Origin of the sequence: Megasphaera sp. SW808 (assembly GCF_012027795.1) — a bacterium.
Taxonomy (GTDB): Bacteria; Bacillota; Negativicutes; order Veillonellales; family Megasphaeraceae; genus Megasphaera; species Megasphaera stantonii.
On sequence record NZ_SJOT01000015.1, the window covers coordinates 15934 to 34025 of the forward strand.

Sequence of the window (18092 nt, forward strand, 5' to 3'; positions counted from 1 at the left end):
TGGCTATGGATTTTAAAGCTGCAGATAAAGAATATATCGTAAACGTATACAACCGGATGGACGCCGTGCTGGATCACGGCAAGGGCTCCGTCCTGTACGACGTCAACGGCAAGGAGTATATCGACCTCAGCGCCGGCATCGCCGTCAACGTCTTCGGCGTCTGCGACGACGCCTGGAAAGACGCCGTGATGGCCCAGCTCAACAAGCTGAGCCATATTTCCAACGTATTTTACACGGAACCCCAGGTCATCCTGGCAAAAATGCTCTGCGAAAAGACGGGTATGAAAAAGGTCTTCTTTTCCAACTCCGGCGCAGAATCGAACGAATGCGCCATCAAGGCGGCCCGCAAATATTCTCACGACAAATACGGCGACGGACGCTATACGATCATCACGCTGAAAAACAGCTTCCACGGCCGGACGATGGCCACGCTGACGGCCTGCGGCCAAGATGAGCTCCATCAGGATTTCGGCCCCTTCCTGGACGGCTTCGTCTACGCCGAAGCGGATAACTTCGAATCGGTCAAGGCCCTGGCTGAAGAGAATAACGTCTGCGCTGTCATGATGGAACTGGTACAGGGTGAAGGCGGCGTCCATCCTCTCGACCCGGCCTTTGTCCGCGCCGTCGTCGACTATGCCCATGAAAAGGATATCCTGGTCATCATCGACGAAGTACAAACCGGCAACGGCCGTACAGGCGCGCTGTACGCCTACATGAATTACGGCATTCATCCCGATATCGTCACGACGGCCAAGGCTATCGGCGGCGGATTGCCCTTTGCGGCGACGATGTTCGCCGATTCCTGCCAATATACGCTGACGGATCATACCCACGGCTCGACCTTCGGCGGCAACCCGATCTGCGCCGCCGGGGCTATCTCCATCATCGAACGGCTGGACGACACATTGATGGCCGAAGTACGGGAAAAGGGCGCGTATATCAAGGCCGAGCTGGAAGGCTGCCAAAACGTCGAATTCGTGTCGGGCATGGGCCTGATGATCGGCGTGAAGCTCAAGAAGGACTTGGGAACCGTCGTAAAGGAATGCGTGGACAAGGGCGTCCTGGTCCTGACGGCCAACGGCCTGCTGCGCCTCCTGCCGCCCCTCAACATTCCCTGGGATGTCTTGAAAAAAGCCGTTGCCATCGTGAAAGACGTCATTGACGCAGAATAATACCTATGCTGAAAAAGGCGAGTCCTGCAGGGCTCGCTTTTTGTATTACCTGTAAGCGGTTAATTTTCCGGCAAGTCTTGTCAGGGACGGCCCTATTGTTTTAAAATGAAGTATGCCCCATAAAAACTATAAAAAGTAAAGGAAGAGGATAAGGAGACTAGATATGAAACATTTAAAGATAGCGTACAGCTTTGACGTACAATACTACTTCGTAGACAGCGACAGGGAAATCGTACCTGTCGAACAGACGGACTTTACCGACGTAGCCGTCGCCGTGTTGTCCGACCAGGACTTCGCCTACATCGACAAGATCGATGCGACGGGCTTCGGCATTCCCATCATGATTATCATGCCTGGCGGCGAACGGCTTCCGGAAAAATATATCGGCAAGGTCGACGCCGTCATTACGGAGGAAATGGTCAACAAGAGCCGCTGCATTTCTACGGCAGAGCGGCTGGCCAGCAACTACGAGCAGTTTGTCCTGCCGCCCTTTTTCGCCGACCTCGTAGAGTACGTGAGCGAAAAAAACAATCCTTTCGACTGCCCTGGCCATCAGGACGGCGAATTTTTCAAGAAGCATCCGGCAGGACGCTATCTCTATGATTTCTACGGTCCCCATATTTTCCAATCCGATATATGCAACGCCGACGTTACGCTGGGCGATTTGCTCATCCATGAAGGGCCGGCCCTGGAAGCCCAGGATTTTGCTGCCGAGGTGTTCCACGCCGATAAGACCTATTTCGTCCTCAACGGCTCGTCGTCGTCCAATAAGGTCGTGACGAACGCCTTGCTGACGCCGGGCGACCTGGTGCTGTACGACCGGAACAACCATAAATCCGTAGCCATCGGCGCCCTCATCCAGGCCGGGGCGACGCCGGTATATTTGGAAACGGCCCGCAATCCCTACGGCTTTATCGGCGGCATCGACGCCCATTGCTTCGACGAAGCCTACCTGCGCGAGCTGGCTGCTGAACGGGATCCGGAAAAGGCGAAGCAGCCCCGGCCTTTCCGCCTGGCCGTCATTCAGCTCGGCACTTACGACGGCACGCTGTACAACGCCCGCTACGTCGTCGACAAGATAGGCCATCTTTGCGATTATATCCTGTTCGACTCGGCCTGGGTCGGCTACGAGCAGTTTATCCCCATGCTGCGGGACAGCTCGCCCCTGCTGCTGGATCTGCACGGCGACGACCCGGGCATCATGGTGACCCAGTCGGTTCACAAGCAGCAGGCCGGCTTTTCCCAGGCCTCGCAGATTCATAAAAAGGACAATCACATCCACGACCAAAAGCGCTACTGCAACCATAAGACCTTTAACAACGCTTTCATGGCCAATGCCTCGACGAGCCCCTTTTATCCCATGTTCGCCACTATCGCCGTCAACGCCAAAATCCATTCGGGCGATGCTGGCCGGAAGATGTGGCGCGACTGCGTGAAGCTGGGCATTGACGCCCGCAAGAGCATCCTCCAGCGCTGCCACTATATCAAGCCGTTCATCGCGCCGACGGTGCACGGAAAGCCCTGGCAGGACGGCGACACGGAGCAGATGGCCGACGACATCGCTTACTTCACCTTTGAGCCGGGCGCGAAATGGCATGCCTTTGAAGGCTACGGCCCGGACCAGTACCGCGTCGACCCGTGCAAGCTCCTGCTCACGACGCCGGGCATCGACGCCGAGACGGGCGAGTATGAAGACTTCGGCATCCACGCTAATATCCTGGCGACGTACCTGCGGGGCAACGGCGTCATTCCGGAAAAGTGCGACCTGAATTCCATCCTGTTCCTGCTGACGCCGGCGGAAAACTGGAATAAGCTCCGCTTCCTGACGTCGCAGCTCGTCCGATTCGAACGGTTTGTCGACAACAACGTGCCCATGCAGGAAGTCCTCCTGGGCGTGTACAACTCCCATCCGGCACGCTACGCCGGCTACACGATCCAGCAGCTCTGCCAGGAAATGCACGATTTCTACAAGGCGAGAAATGTAAAGGATTTGCAGAAGAAGCTGTTCCGCCGCGACTATTTCCCCGAATACGTCATGACGCCGCAGGAAGCGCAGCACGCCTTTATTCGCGGACAAGGCGAGCTCGTGCCTCTCGACGAGCTGGAAGGCCGGATCGCCCTTGAAGGGGCCCTGCCCTATCCGCCGGGCGTCCTCTGCGTCGTGCCGGGCGAACGGTGGTCGCCGACGGCCGTCCAGTATTTCAAGGCCCTCGAAGAAGGGCTCAACGAGCTTCCCGGCTTTGCCTCGGAAATCCAGGGCGTGTACCTGGAACACGAAGACGACGGCCGCGTCCACGCCTACGGCTACGTGCTGAAAGAATAAAACGATATGGTAAACTAAAAGCCCTGTGCAGCGATGCTGTACAGGGCTTTTTTGGATTTCTTATAATAGATTTTTTACGGCTTCTGTAATCTTCTTGGCGATATAGGGGTTGTTCATCGTGTAGACGTGGATGCCGTCGACACCGTTAGCCAAAAGGTCGGCGATCTGGTCGATGGCGTAGGCGATGCCGATATCCCGCATGGCTTCGGCATTGTCGCCGTATTTGGCGATGGCCCGCTGGAACTTGACCGGCAAGGTCGCGCCGCACAGGGACACCATCCGTTCGATTTGCTTCTTATTGGTGACAGGCATGATGCCCGCTTCGATGGGGACGCTGATGCCGGCGATTTCGCACCGTTCGAGGAAGCGGTAGAAGGTGGCGTTGTCGAAGAAAAGCTGGGAAATGAGCTCGCTGGCGCCGGCGTCGACCTTCGTCTTTAAGTTGCGGATGTCGGCGGCCATGGTCTGGGCTTCCGTATGGCCTTCGGGATAGCAGGCGCCGATGACGTTGAATTCCGGGGCGTTCTGCTTGATGAAGGCTACGAGGTCGCTGGCATGTTCGAAGACATGGGCCCGTTCGCGGCCCGGTGTTTCGTCGCCCCGCAGGGCCAGGATATTTTCGATGCCCGCCTTTTTCAGCGCGTCCAGGGTACGCAGGGCGTCGTCTTCAGTCAGGTAAATGCAGGGCATATGAGCCGCCGTTTCACAGCCGTAGGTGTGCTTGATAGCCGAGGCCACTTCGACGGTGCGGTTGCCGCCGCTGCCGCTTCCGCTGGCGCCGCAGGTGACGCTGATGAAATCGGGATGAAGCTGGCTCAGCTCGTCTAAAGCGGCGTAAATCGTCTCGATGGGCGTATCCGGCTTGGGCGGGAAGACTTCAAAGGAAAAGACTGTTTTTTTTGCAAATAATTCATTTGTGCGCATATATATTGCTCCTTGCTGCATAGCTGACAGGGGATAAGCACGAGTACAGCCGCGTGTTTTTGTTTATATTATACCATGAAGTATGGCCGTATGTATAACAAAAGGGCCTGGAACGAGGCCCTTTTGCATGAATATATATGTGTGTTGTATTAGAAGCTGGGCAGAATAGCTCCCTGGTATTTGTCTTCGATGAATTTCTTCACTTCCGGAGACTGGAGGGCTTTGACGAGAGCCTGGATTTCCGGGCGGTTTTCGTCGCCTTCGTGGATGGCTAAGATGTTAGCGTACGGCGAGTCTTTATCTTCGAGGAAAATCGCGTCCTTCAGCGGATTGAGGCCGGCTTCCATGGCGAAGTTCGTGTTGATGACGGCGATGTCTACGTCGTCAATGGAGCGGGGAATCTGGGCGGCTTCCAATTCGACGAACTGGAGGTTTTTGTCGTTTTTCACGATGTCCTGCACCGTAGAGGTGATACTGCCGTTATCCTTCAGGGAAATCAGGCCGGCCTTCTGCAGGATGAGCAAGGCCCGGCCGCCGTTTGTCGGGTCGTTGGGGATGGCGACCTTCGCGCCGTTTGCCAATTCGTCCAGTTTGGCGACTTTATGGGAGTAAATGCCCATCGGTTCGATGTGGACCTTGCAGATGGCCTTGAGCTGCGTGCCGTGTTCTTTATTGAACGTTTCCATGTAGGGGCCGTGCTGGAAGAAGTTGGCGTCTAGCTCCTTGTCGTTCAGGGCCAGATTCGGCTTGACGTAATCTGTAAATTCGATGATCTTCAAATCGATGCCGTCCTTGGCTAAGAGGGGCTTGATTTCGTTTAAGATTTCCGCGTGGGGAACGGGCGTCGCGCCGACGGTCAGGACCTTATTCTGCGTCGACTCTTTGCCGCCTGCCGGGGCGTCGCTGCCGCAGCCGGCGGCCAATACGGCCAGCGCGCAGAGAGCCGCAGCGGCCAGGACGGTAAGTTTTTTGAAATGCTTCATAAATGATTCCTCCTAAATATAAAATGATATGGCGTAAGACCGTTTAGCCTTTTATCCCATGAAAAAAGCCCCTTTCCCAAGAGAAAGAGGTATCGTCGCAGGGTCTTTATCTCTCGGAAATCAATCCGCAGGAATTAGCACCGTCGTTATCGGTTGCCGGGCTTCATTGGGCCAGTCCCTCCGCCGCTCTGGATAAAAGGATGTAAAATTGTCTTGAACATAGTGTATCATGAATCTCAGATTTGTCAAATTGCTATATTTGCATAGTCTGCCGGCCTGATATGACGAGAACGAAAGTAAAGGGCAGAACGGCAAAAATGTGATATAATCAAAGGACGAGATATTGCATTAGGAGGTAATACGAAATGGAATCGATTCAAGACGTAGTAAAAAAATACCAGCAAGGCGGCAATAACTGTTCCGAAACGGTATTAAAGGCCTGCAATGAATATTACGGCCTCAACCTGTCGGACGACGTGTTCCGCATGGTATCGGTCATGGGCGGCGGTGTCGGCGGCTCGGGCTGTCTCTGCGGCGCCCTGAACGGCGCCTGCCATATCCTGGGCCTTCTCGTAGGCCGCAATACGCCGGAAGAAAAGACCAAGGCGGAAATCTACGCTCCCGTAAAGGAATTTTATCAGCTGTGGATGGGTAAGTTCCACGCGTCGTGCTGCCGCGTCCTCAAGAGCCCGGCCAACGGCGGCCCCGTATCCTGTCCGGAGCTCATGGTCGGTACGGCGGAGCTCCTGGCGGCCTTTATAGAAGAAAAGGGATTGCTTAAAAAATAAAGACATGGAAAAGACCTCGTACGGCGTCGTACGAGGTCTTTTTTTGCGGGTTTATTTATTCGGCAGGATGACGTCGCGGGCCCGGACGTCCTTGCTCAGGCTGTCGATGTGGTTGGCAAAAATCTTGGCCATGCGGATATTTATTTCATCTTTCATTGGCACTTGATAATGCGATGGCGTAAGGGTGTTCCAGGCTGAAGACGGATTGCCGTCAACGTGGATGACATCGTTTTCATCGGGTTCAATGAGAACGTATGTGGGAATTTGATGCATGTCGTTTTGCCAGATGCCTAGTTTTACGTCAGGGCTATCTTTCGTGTCATTCTGCCGGGCCATGATAAAGGTAAGGGGGTAATAGCTCTTTTTACCGTTCGAGAACTGGGTGTACTGTGTGCGGAAATGGATGAGCGACTGTTTGAATGGCACAACGGCAATGGAATCACTGGCTTTGTCGGCAATGACGAAACAAGGGCCGGCTGTCGTCTGGAACAATGCTAGGTAGCCGTCGTCATCTTCTTCGGAAACAGCCACGACTTCACCATGGAGAGTATGGTCTTTTGCCATTGCCTTGGCGGTGTCCAGGCTGTTGGGGGACGGAAGCGTTTGATAGGCTGAGCCTTCTGGCAACGCTTTGCTGATGATGCGGTCGCTGTCGGAGAAGGTGACCTGCGTTGCCGTAGCCGATTGGACGAGGCCGCCTAAGCCGACGAGGCAGACGATGGAGACGGCCAGGCCGATGAGATAGGGCTTGGATTGTCCCGTCGGCTGCTTGCGCTTGACGAGGACGGCGCAGACAATCGCCGCGATGACGAGGGCCGCGCAGACGACGCCTAGCAGGATGGCCGTCGTCTGATGGAAAATGCGGAACTGGGCCTGCATGTGAATATCCTGGCCTGCCGAGGCGCCCTGGGTGTTGATAAAGGCCGGCTTCAAATCCCAGACGAGGGTCTTGCCGTCGTCGAGGACCTGGTCGGCGTTTGTGGCGTCGACGGCCATGGGCAGGTGCATCGTAAAGTCGAGAGACGCCGAGTTGACGGCGGCGGCGACGGCCTGGTTATGGATTTCGTTGAGCTGGGCCGCTTCCCGTTCAGCCTGCTTGCGGTATTCCAAATAACTCCAGACGTCGACGCTGGATGGTACCTGGAAGAAATTGGGAATATTGTCTTCGTAATGGGCCTGTGGCAGGGCGGCGTTTTCCTGTCCCTTGATCCGCGTATGGATGGAATAATAGTCATACAAGAGGCCCTTGTGCAGCCGGATTTCACCGTATTCCGGGTCGGGCGTCCAGAATTCGCCGCCTGTATCGGCAATATCCTGTATGCCGGCGTAGGTTTTGCTGGACCGGTAGCCGTTTGCCGTATCTTCGACGGTGAAGCCGTTCTGCCGGTCTTCCTGCTTCCATTGATTCAGGGAAGCGGCCATGTCGGCCTGCATGGGAATCTGAAAGGATAAGTCCTTGCGCAGGACGATGGAGCCGTCGTCCTTAAAGGTCATGTCGGCGTGCAGGTCGGCGCAGCCGCTCAGAAACAGCCCGCTCACTACGAACAGGCAGGCCGCCGCAGCGCGGCGCATAACGTGTTTGTACATCATAATCTATCCCCCGCTTTCAAAAGGTGTCTTTGCCTTTACTGTAGCATATTCGCCGGGATATGACAACGGCCGGAAGCTGTCGCGGCGGCAGCAGATATGCTATAATGTATACTTAGCAAATTATATCATGATGCAGCATAGATGAGAGGATAACCATGGGAAGTATAAAAGTACAGAAATTATCGAAATCATTCGGCGTCCATACGGTGTTTCAGGACGTATCCTTTGAAATCCGCCGCGGCGAACGCATCGGCCTCATCGGAGCCAACGGCGCAGGCAAATCGACGCTCCTGAAATGCCTTATGGGTCAGGAAGAATATGACAGCGGCGTCTTCGTCGTGTCCGAAGGCGAATCGGTCGGCTACCTGCAGCAGGATATTGCCTTTGAAGACGACGTGACGCTGCGGCAGACCATCACCGAGGCCTGGCAGGACGTGCTGCGCCTGGAAGAACAGCTCAAGGATGCGGAGAAGGACATGCAGGCCCATCCCGACGATGAAAGCGTCATGAACAAATACGCCCGCCTGCAGGAACGGTTTGAATGGCTCGGCGGCTATGAATACGAATCCATGTCCCGGAAGATCGTCCACGGCCTGGGCTTCGGCGAAGCCGATTTGGACCGGCCGGTGCAGCAGTTTTCCGGCGGCCAGAAGACGCGCATCAACCTGGCCAAGGCCTTAGTACGCCGTCCCGATTACTTATTCCTCGACGAACCGACGAACCATCTGGACATGGACATGCTGGAATGGCTGGAAGGCTACTTGCTGTCCTATGGCGGCGGCATCCTCATCGTGTCCCACGACCGCTATTTCCTGGACAAGGTGGCGACGGGCATACTGGAGCTGGAACACGGCAAGGTGACCAAATACAAGGGCAATTATTCCCGGTACATCGTCCAGCGGACGGAGCAGCGCAAGGCTCTGGAAAGGGCCTACCAAAAACAGCAGGACCATATCCGCCAGACCGAAGAATATATCCGCAAGTATAAGGCCGGCATCAAGGCCAAGCAGGCCCGGGGCCGTCAGTCCCAGCTCAACCGGCTGGAGCGCATCGAACTGGCTCCTGAAGCGGAAACGCTGCATTTCCATTTTGCGCCGGCAGAAGAATGCGGCCAAAAGGTCCTCGTCCTCGACGATATCTGCGGCGGCTTCGGCGACCGGCAGTTATTTGACCACTTGTCCCTGCTGCTGCGCCGCGGCGAGTCGGCGTCCCTCATCGGGCCGAACGGCACGGGCAAGACGACGCTCCTGCGCATGATTATGGGCGAAATCGAAGCGGACAAGGGCCACATCACCCTGGGCAGCCGCGTGCATATCGGCTACTTCGCCCAGGAGCATACGGATTTGCACGGCGCCTGGACGGTGCTGGAAGAAATCATGAACGATTTCAGCTACGGCGAAGACGAAGCCCGTTCCGTGCTGGGCCGCTTCCTCTTTCAAGGCGACGACGTATTTAAGGTCGTCGACAGCCTGAGCGGCGGCGAACAGGCGCGGCTGGCCTTATTGAAGCTGTTTTTGCAGGGCGCCAACTTCCTCATCCTCGACGAACCGACGAACCATCTCGACATTCCGACGAGGGAAGTACTGGAACAGGCCCTGCAGGAATTCGGCGGCACGTACCTCGTCGTATCCCACGACCGCTATTTCCTAGACAAGATTACCCAGCGGACCCTCGTGCTGGAAGATAAGAAGATCAAGGAATTTTTAGGAAACTATACCTATTACCGGGAAAAGGTGCGGGAAGCGGAAGAACGGGCGGCTCAGGAATTGGCCGAACGGGAAGCGGAAACGGCTGCGGCAAAGCCTAAGCCGGCCGCTGCAGCGGCTAAGGCGGAACCGCCTGCCAAGAAAGGGCCTGCGCGCAAGGAACCGCCGTACGGAACGGCCTTGAAGCTGGAAAAAATAGAAATGAAAATCGCCGAATTGGAAGCGACGCTCAAGATGTACGAAGTGCAGATGAACCTGCCCGACGTGCAGACCGACGCCGACAAGATGATGGAGCTGACCCGCCTTTACGACGAAACGCAGGCACAGCTGGACGCCGCGTACGAGACGTGGGAGCGACTTTCTGAATAGCTATTCTAATCATGAATTGTATGACAAAATAATATATAACCAAATAGAATTAATTTTGGTAAAACGTAGAACCATAAGTAATTATCGGAAGAGAGCCTGTCTTTCTAACGACGTCTTGCCTTGTAAATGATAAATATATTGAAAATAGCAGCCTTTACAATATATTTTAACGTGCTATACTATCTTCAATCGCTTTTTAGCCGGTAGGATTTCCTACACTCGCGAGCGGCTCAAAGTGAGGGGTATGAGCTAAATTTTAGATACAGAAAGAAGCGATTGAATAATGGCAACGTTTAATCCGGTTACGCCGGAATTACTGGAAAAATTACGAAACGTCGTAGGGGATAAATTCGTCAAAACCGACGAAGACTATTTGACGGCCTATCAGACTGATGAAGAAGGAAATTCGATTTACTTCCGCAAGCCGGAAGTCGTCGTATTTCCCGGCAGTACGGAAGAAGTAGCGGCGATCGTCAAGCTGGCGAACGAGTATTTGGTTCCATTGACGCCCCGTTCGGCCGGCTCCGGCGTCGCCTGCGGCGCTATTCCCGTATACCATGGCATCGTCGTCGAATTGGAACGCATGAATAAAATTTTGAAATTTGACGCCGACAATATGTACGCCACTTGCCAGACCGGCGTATTGACTGGCGAGCTGCAGGCTGAAGCGCGCAAGCATAACCTGTTATACGCAGGCGATCCATCCAGTGCCGAAAGCTGCCAAATCGGCGGCAACGTCGCCAACAACGCCGGCGGCAATAAAGCCGTCAAATACGGCACGACGCGCCACCAGATTTACAGCCTGAAAGTCGTTACGCCGACAGGCGATATCGTCACGCTCGGCGCGCGTCTGCAAAAATGCTCTACCGGCTTATGCCTGGAACAGCTGCTGGCAGGCTCGGAAGGTATTTTAGGCATCATCACAGAGGTTACAGTTAAACTTCGTCCGTTACCGCCGTATAGCTTCAACATGGTCTGCGTGTTTAAATCCGATGAAGAAGCCTTCGCCCTGCCGAATAAGATTTTAAAGGCCGGCATCGACCCGACGAGCATCGAATTTATGGATAACGAAGCATTGCAGCTTACCTGCAAATTCCTGGACATGAAGATGCCCCACGTCGACGACGGCTGCGACTATGTCATCGTTACTGTCGAATCGTTTAACGAAGAAGATTCGGACCGCAAGATGGAACAGCTCTGCGACTTGGCGGAAGCCAACGGCTCTATCGACGAATTTGAAGCTGACGCCCGTATCTGGAAGCTGCGCAAGCAATTTGCCGAAGCGGCTCGCAGCGTCGACAAGATGTTCCAGACGGAAGATTTCGTCGTGCCGCTGGACAAAATTCCCGATATTACGAAACAGCTGCCGGAACTGCGCCGGAAATACGACTTGTACTGCGTCACCGTAGCTCATATCGGCGACGGCAACATTCACGTCTTGCCGCTGAACAATAATGGGTTGTCGCCGGAAGAATGGTTTAACAAAATCAAAGCCTTTCATCACGATTTGTTCCCTCGCGTATATGCTCTAGGCGGCAAAATGTCGGGAGAACACGGCATCGGCTTTAAGAAATTGGAAGAATTCGAAGCCTGTACGCCTGAAGGAGAATTGAAGATGATCCGGGCTATTAAAAAGGCTTTGGATCCAAATGATATTATGAATCCAGGCAAACTCGTCAACGTCGGTTAAGTGCAGCTTTATAGATCATGACAAAGATAACGGCAGGGTTTATACTTTTTAATATATTCCCTGTCGTTTTTTATTACCTTATAGAATTACATAATATGTAAAGAAAGAATGAACTTGTGCCATATTTTCGCGGAAAGATAGTCATAAAAATGTTGATATAACCATACAAATAGATTATAGTTATATAAGGTAGATAATGAAGTAAATGGGAATGCGGTGTTCCCCGTTGTTGCAGTGGAGCTAGGGTGGTACGATGAAATATTATAGCCGTTTGAAGCCTCTTCGCCTGGAAGCGAAAATGTCTCAGGCCGATGTGGCGAAAGTATTGAACTGTTCGCAAGTTGGATATGGAATGTATGAGCTGGGAAAACGAAAAATTTCCGTAGAAAAACTCATGGTACTGGCTAGGCTGTACCATGTGTCGCTGGACTATCTCGTCGGCTTTACGGATGAACGGGAAGGCCGCAAGTCCTGGCACGACGAAGACGAATATATGTAACCATGCGAAAAAGCGCTGCCCCTCAAAGGAAACAGCGCTTTTTTTGCGTTCATTACGAGTATAGACGATATTAGACGTTGAAACGGAAGTACGTGACGTCTCCGTCCTGCATGACGTATTCCTTGCCTTCCAGGCGGACGAGGCCCTTTTCCTTGGCGGCCTGTTCGCTGCCGCAGGCGATGAGGTCTTCATACGATACGATTTCGGCGCGGATGAAGCCCCGTTCGATATCCGTATGGATTTTGCCGGCCGCTTTCGGCGCTTTCGTGCCCTTGACGATGGTCCAGGCCCGCACTTCGTCGGCGCCGGCCGTGAAGAAGTTGATGAGGCCCAAAAGGGAGTAGCTGGCTTTGATGAGTTTGTCCAGGCCCGATTCGGGAAGGCCCAGCTCTTCTAAGAAGACGGCGGCTTCGTCGTCGGGAAGCTCGGCGATTTCCGATTCGATTTTAGCCGATACAGCGACGACCTGAGCGCCTTCCTGGGCGGCGTATTCTTCGACGCGCTTGACGTTCGGATTGGAGTCCGGATCGCCCGCTTCGTCTTCGCTGACGTTGGCGATGTAAATAATCGGCTTCAGCGTGAGGAGATTCAAATCCTTGACCTGAGGCAGCTCGTCTTCCGTCAGGCCGGCTTTACGGGCCGGTTCGCCTTCTTCCAGGGCCGCCAGGACTTTTTTCAGGACTTCGTATTCCGCTTTCGCCGCCTTGTCGCCGCACTGGGCTACCTTGGCGATGCGGTCGGCCCGCTTCTGCGTCGTTTCCAAGTCGGCCAGGCACAGCTCGGTGTTGATGATTTCGATGTCGCGGATCGGGTCAACGGAGCCGGCTACGTGGGTGATATTGGAATCTTCAAAGCAGCGGACGACTTCGGCGATGGCGTCCGTTTCGCGGATGTGGCTGAGGAATTTGTTGCCCAGCCCTTCGCCCTTGGACGCGCCGGCTACGAGGCCGGCAATATCGACAAAGCGCATGACGGCGGGAATCGTCTTTTTCGGATGATACATGTCCGTCAGGACCTGGATGCGGTTGTCCGGCACTTCGACGACGCCGACGTTTGGTTCAATCGTGCAGAAAGGATAGTTTGCCGCTTCTGCTCCGGCTTTGGTAATGGCATTGAACAGGGTGCTCTTGCCGACGTTCGGCAAGCCGACAATGCCGACTTCCAGATTGGTACTCAATGGTTAAACCACCTTTTTATTTGAATAATTTTAAATCAGCAATACGTTTGACTGCTTCGATGGTGTTTTCCTTCGTGCCGAAGGCCGTCAGGCGCAGATAGCCTTCGCCGTGAGGACCGAAGCCGGAGCCCGGCGTCGTGACGACGTGGGCCTTTTCCAGGAGCAGGTCGAAGAAATCCCAGCTCTTCATGCCGTTCGGCGTCTGTACCCAGGCATAGGGGGAGTTCGTCGCGCCGTATACCGTGAAGCCTGCTTCTACCAAACCGTCGCGGATAATATGGGCGTTTTCCATATAGTAGTTGACGTCGGCGAGGCACTGCTTCTGGCCTTCCGGGCTGTAGTACGCTTCGGCGGCGCGCTGGATGACGTAGGGCGTGCCGTTGAAGAAGGTGCACTGGCGGCGGTTCCACATGGGGTTCAGTTCGACAGCCGTGCCGTCGGCTTTATAGCCTACGCAGGCCTTCGGGACGACGACGTAGGAGCAGCGCGTGCCCGTAAAGCCGGCGCACTTGGAATACGAACGCAGTTCGATGGCGACTTCCTTAGCCCCTTCAATTTCAAAAATGCTGTGGGGAACGTCCGGTTCCGTAATATATGTTTCATAGGCCGAGTCGTAGATGATGATGAATTTCTTTTCTTTCGCTGTCTTGACCCAGTTTTCCAGTTCGGCCTTGGACATGGCCGTGCCCGTCGGGTTGCTGGGGTTGCACAGGTATACGATGTCTACGTCTTCCGTCGGCGGTTCGGCCTTGAAGCCATTTTCAGCTGTGCAGGGGAGATAGACGACGCCGTCGTAAATGCCCTTTTCGGCGTTCCAGTCGCCCGTGTGGCCGAGCATGACGTTGGAGTCGAGGTAGACCGGATATACCGGGTCGGCTACGGCAAATTTCAAATCGCTGCCGAAGATTTCCTGAATGCAGGCTACGTCAGTCTTAGCGCCGTCGCCGATGAAGACTTCGTCGATATCGAGATCGATGCCGCGCGTCTTGTAGTCGCCGTCGATGATGGCCTGACGGAGGAAATCATAGCCCTGTTCGGGGCCGTAGCCGCGGAACGTTTCGGCCTTGCCCATTTCGTCGACGGCCTTGTGCATCGCTTCGATGATGGCCGGAGCCAAGGGGCGCGTTACGTCGCCGATGCCGAGACGGATGATGTTTGCTTCGGGATGCGCTTTAGAAAAGGCTTCTACTTTTTTCGCAATCGTAGCGAATAAATAGTTGCCGGGGAGCTTTAAATAATTTTCATTTACATGAGCCATGGTGCGGAGCCCTCCTTATATAGCTTCTAATCTATAGTATGATTTGCATAATCTTTTACTATTGTACTACAATACGCAGTCCTTGCAAAGATTCGCCAAATAGGCTGTCTTATGATAAAATAAAATCATCATTATTCGATATATAGATGAAACTATAGGGATGAAACAGTTTTTGTGATGTATGAGGAGATGAAGCGATGAAGTTTGCGATTTTGATGGGAAGCCCGAGAAAACACGGCAACACAGCCCAGTGTTTAGAGCCCTTCTGCGATGAATTGAAACGAGGCGGTGCAGAATACACGCTGACCTGGCTGTACGACAAAAAGATAGAAGGCTGTCACGCCTGCCGCGGCTGCCAGAAGGACTGGTCTGATTTCAACTGCGTCATCGACGACGATATGACGGCCATTGCCGCCGACATAAAGGACAGCGACGTCATCGTCCTGGCGACGCCCATCTATTCCTGGTACTGCACGGCGCCGATGAAAGCCCTGCTGGACCGCTGCGTATACGGCTTCAACAAGTATTACGGCGACGAAGTGGGCCCGTCGCTGTGGGCCGGCAAGAAGGTCGCCGTCTTTACGACCTGCGGCTATAAGCCGGAGCACGGCGCAGACATCTTCGCCGAAGGCATACAGCGCTACTGCAGGCATTCCAAGCTCCGCTACGCCGGATTGTTTGCGGAACGGCATTTGGGATATAAGACCGTATTCATGGACGAAGGAAAAGCGGAGCGCGCCAGAGCCTTTGCCCGGCAGCTGCTGCAGGAATAAGCGGCATATCGGGCGGCGGAGCATTGACTTGCAGTGCGAGCCTTGTTATAATGCAATTAGGAAAGATGAATAGGTTCCAAGACACACGAAAACCCCCGAAAGTGGCTGCTTTGCGGGGGCTTTTTCGTGGGGCTAGTTGCTCCTAGAAATGCCTATCTAGCCACTGACAGAGGTAATGGGTTATTACGCCTGCTATGATAGACAATAGGAAAGATGTACCCAATTCCAAGACGTCACCTCCTCCCTGTTGCCGGGATGGAGAGAGCAACGTGTTTATTATATCACAACTTGCTACATAATACCTGGATGTGTTGTGCGTGCGTATTCAGATAAAGTATAAATACATCTATTGACATCAGATAGATTGATTGGTACATTATGCCTAGGCTAGGAGAATTGAACAAGTTAGACATCTGACCCCTCAAGGAGCGCCATCCAAGAGGGGTTCTGACTTCTGCGCCATGTCCAGATATTACGGGCTGCGGCTATTCGTGCACGGCATAACAAAATGATTCGTTGTGCCGATATTTTGTCTGTCTTCACGAGAGGCCGCTTTTGGCATATAATAATAGATGCCGCAGCAGGTAGCGGCTGCGGTGTATTTGGAGAGAAGGGATGCGAGAGCATGAAGTATAGGGAACAGAATTGTCTCATTGCGTATTTTTCTCACGCCGGTCAAAATTATGCCAGCGGAAAATTGGTCGATCTGACCGTCGGCAACACGGAGCGGGCAGCCCGCATGATACGGCAGTATACGGGCGGGTCGTTGTTCCATATACGGCGCGATATTCCCTATCCGTACGACTATAAAGAAACCGTAGCCGCCGCCAGACAGGAAAAGGCCGACGGGGCCCGCCCGGCTCTGGAACGGCAGCTGGACAGCGTCGCGCCGTACGACGTCGTGTTCTTAGGGTATCCGAACTGGTGCGGTACGATGCCCATGGCCGTGTGGACCTTCCTCGAATCTCATGATTTCGGCGGCAAGATCATCATGCCCTTCTGCACTCATGAAGGCAGCGGCTGGGGCACCAGCTTGCAGGATTTGCACGACCTGTGCCCGACGGCGACGATTGGGCAAGGGCTGACGCTGTTCGGCACGACGATTCTCGATGCCGAAGACGACGTGCGCCGCTGGCTTCAGCAGTAAACGGCCCGTATACATTTAAGAATAAGGCATAATAAAAGCGCAGCTTTGTGGAATAGCTCACAGGGCTGCGCTTTTTAACGTCAGATCGAGTCAGAATAGTATTTCTGATTTCGGCTTCTTGGCTTATCTGGCAGCGTCATTTTTAACAGGCCTGCATCTAATAGCGGAAGAATATATTTTGTCATAGCGTAAAATGTCGTTTTCAGGCCGAGAAATGCAGCAATCTCTGCTCGGGTACGCGGTATTTTGCAAAATTCTAACAACGGATTTTCGGCTTCAACTGCTGATGGAATATCTATTGGCTCGTTAGGTGTCTGCGGGGTATTGAAGAAGGTTACGACAAATTCATTGCGGCGATTTTCAAAAACAGGAGCAGGTAATCCCCAAGCCGCCATTTCCCGGCGCATTGTTGGAATGCCCGAGTATCTGTTTTCTGCTTTTGTTAACGATTCGGCCATAACGGCTAAGGCTGGATTTCTAAGATCTGGTTTTGAAATGCCGAGCTGTTCGACAGTCATTCGGCCATATAAGGTTCCGGGGCTGTGGACTTCGATTCGATTTGAAAATATATTAAGCTGAATTGGCGTGCCTTCCGTGTATATGCTGTAGTCTCTGTGGATTACTGCGTTTAAAATGGCTTCTCTAATGGCTTTGACGGGGTACTCTGTTTGGTCTGTTCGCTTTCCCGTTTTGGTATCAATGACAGTCTTCGTTTTCATATTTCGCTGGCAAAAGGCCAATCCTTCCGTGACCATAGAAGCTATGTTTCCTTCTATTCGTTTGTTGTCGAGAAAACGGGCGTCGTATCTATCTGTTTCGCCGATTTCGATTCCAGGGACGACAATTGCAGTTATGCCTAATTGCGGGAAATATCCTTGCGGATATATGCCGAAATTCATCAATGCGGCTAAGGTGGGCACACCATTCCGGAAGATATTTAACATTTCATATATCATGTCAGAAGAAAGCAAGGAAAATTGAGGACGATCTACTTTTCTTTCTAATACATATTTTTCTAACGACGCCGTATCCAATGCTGATGCGGTAGCTCGTTCTACGGGGCGCTCGTCGTCGTGCTGATGTTTGCGAAACGCTTCGAAGCTATATAATTCATAATCCGTCATGTGAAGATCGGCATCTCCAACGCGAATATAGGAACCTTTTACCCTGCCGATACCTTGATAATAGCATGGTCGTTCTGATAAATCTAAACCAGGGATTTCGGCAGAGCATATGTCATATCCGTTTATTTCTGCAAAGGTAAATGTTGCTCGCACCGGAGGTTCCATTTGCTTGCATTGTTCTGTTACTTTTTTTTGCAAATCTTGTAGATCATATACGCCGACAGGCTCAAAATTTTGTCGTTCGTCAAGGCCGAAGATCAGAATTCCGCCGCGGTCTTGATTAGAAAAACTGGATAATGTATCGTACAGCTTTTTGGGGCAGCCTTCATGAGCGCTTTTTACTTCTATATATTGCGATTCTGCTTTTTTTTGCATAATCGTGTTAGCTAATTCTACTAAATCTTCAGGTAACATTTAGCGTATCCTCCCTTCTATATGTTATATATTAGCAAATATAGTTAGATTCATCAAACAACTATTTTGATTATCGCTGCTTTTGTTTGCTTAATGCGGCGAAATTTAGATTAATTTTTTGATAAACAAAGGAATAAGCAAAGAAAAAACAAAAT

The 18092-nt window shown here is 52.9% G+C and carries 14 protein-coding genes and 1 riboswitch; of the genes, 8 read left to right on the forward strand and 6 right to left on the reverse strand.

All coding sequences use genetic code 11. The features are described 5' to 3' along the window. The first annotated feature begins 5 nt into the window (after positions 1–5). Together E0L13_RS06965 and speC are read left to right on the forward strand one after the other, a co-directional pair. Complete coding sequence (locus E0L13_RS06965; protein WP_206081567.1) at positions 6–1172, forward strand: acetylornithine/succinylornithine family transaminase; 1167 nt, start codon at positions 6–8, stop codon at positions 1170–1172. Between the two features lie 163 nt (positions 1173–1335). Then, complete coding sequence (gene speC, locus E0L13_RS06970; protein WP_095629742.1) at positions 1336–3495, forward strand: ornithine decarboxylase; 2160 nt, start codon at positions 1336–1338, stop codon at positions 3493–3495. Between the two features lie 60 nt (positions 3496–3555). Here the strand turns inward: speC and metF are convergent, their stop codons facing one another. Both metF and E0L13_RS06980 read right to left on the reverse strand, forming a co-directional pair. Further along, the gene (gene metF, locus E0L13_RS06975; RefSeq protein WP_168061297.1) at positions 3556–4419 is read right to left on the reverse strand and encodes a methylenetetrahydrofolate reductase [NAD(P)H]; all 864 of its coding nucleotides are present in this window, start codon (positions 4417–4419) and stop codon (positions 3556–3558) included. 149 nt (positions 4420–4568) lie between these two features. After that, a complete protein-coding gene (locus tag E0L13_RS06980; protein WP_087477629.1) occupies positions 4569–5402 on the reverse strand; it encodes a MetQ/NlpA family ABC transporter substrate-binding protein in 834 nt (277 codons plus the stop codon). A gap of 103 nt (positions 5403–5505) precedes the next feature. Further along, positions 5506–5601: riboswitch (SAM riboswitch) on the reverse strand. Between the two features lie 166 nt (positions 5602–5767). Here E0L13_RS06980 and E0L13_RS06985 point away from each other — a divergent pair. Next, the gene (locus tag E0L13_RS06985; RefSeq protein WP_087477628.1) at positions 5768–6190 is read left to right on the forward strand and encodes a C-GCAxxG-C-C family protein; all 423 of its coding nucleotides are present in this window, start codon (positions 5768–5770) and stop codon (positions 6188–6190) included. A 51-nt stretch (positions 6191–6241) separates the two neighbouring features. Here the strand turns inward: E0L13_RS06985 and E0L13_RS06990 are convergent, their stop codons facing one another. Further along, positions 6242–7780, reverse strand: a complete 1539-nt coding sequence (locus E0L13_RS06990) for a hypothetical protein (protein ID WP_087477627.1) — start codon at positions 7778–7780, stop codon at positions 6242–6244. A 155-nt stretch (positions 7781–7935) separates the two neighbouring features. Between E0L13_RS06990 and E0L13_RS06995 the strand changes: the two genes are divergently transcribed. From E0L13_RS06995 to E0L13_RS07005, 3 genes are all read left to right on the forward strand, one after another. Beyond that, positions 7936–9855 (forward strand): ABC-F family ATP-binding cassette domain-containing protein, encoded by a 1920-nt coding sequence (locus E0L13_RS06995; protein ID WP_168061299.1) that lies wholly within the window; start codon positions 7936–7938, stop codon positions 9853–9855. A gap of 283 nt (positions 9856–10138) precedes the next feature. After that, the gene (locus E0L13_RS07000) at positions 10139–11545 is read left to right on the forward strand and encodes an FAD-binding oxidoreductase (RefSeq protein ID WP_168061301.1); all 1407 of its coding nucleotides are present in this window, start codon (positions 10139–10141) and stop codon (positions 11543–11545) included. A gap of 253 nt (positions 11546–11798) precedes the next feature. Further along, complete coding sequence (locus tag E0L13_RS07005) at positions 11799–12044, forward strand: helix-turn-helix transcriptional regulator (protein ID WP_168061303.1); 246 nt, start codon at positions 11799–11801, stop codon at positions 12042–12044. A gap of 70 nt (positions 12045–12114) precedes the next feature. On the opposite strand, the gene ychF is transcribed toward E0L13_RS07005, so the two are convergent. After that, the gene (gene ychF, locus E0L13_RS07010) at positions 12115–13221 is read right to left on the reverse strand and encodes a redox-regulated ATPase YchF (RefSeq protein WP_168061305.1); all 1107 of its coding nucleotides are present in this window, start codon (positions 13219–13221) and stop codon (positions 12115–12117) included. 16 nt (positions 13222–13237) lie between these two features. Continuing rightward, positions 13238–14479 (reverse strand): LL-diaminopimelate aminotransferase, encoded by a 1242-nt coding sequence (locus tag E0L13_RS07015; RefSeq protein ID WP_168061307.1) that lies wholly within the window; start codon positions 14477–14479, stop codon positions 13238–13240. A gap of 197 nt (positions 14480–14676) precedes the next feature. On the opposite strand from E0L13_RS07015, the gene E0L13_RS07020 reads away from it, so the two are divergent. Continuing rightward, complete coding sequence (locus E0L13_RS07020; RefSeq protein ID WP_168061309.1) at positions 14677–15252, forward strand: flavodoxin family protein; 576 nt, start codon at positions 14677–14679, stop codon at positions 15250–15252. A 625-nt stretch (positions 15253–15877) separates the two neighbouring features. Further along, positions 15878–16399, forward strand: coding sequence for a flavodoxin (locus E0L13_RS07025; protein ID WP_168061311.1), 522 nt, complete (start codon positions 15878–15880; stop codon positions 16397–16399). 80 nt (positions 16400–16479) lie between these two features. On the opposite strand, the gene E0L13_RS07030 is transcribed toward E0L13_RS07025, so the two are convergent. Further along, on the reverse strand, positions 16480–17937 hold the full coding sequence (locus E0L13_RS07030; protein ID WP_168061314.1) for an ATP-binding protein: 1458 nt from the start codon (positions 17935–17937) through the stop codon (positions 16480–16482). Positions 17938–18092: the final 155 nt, after the last annotated feature.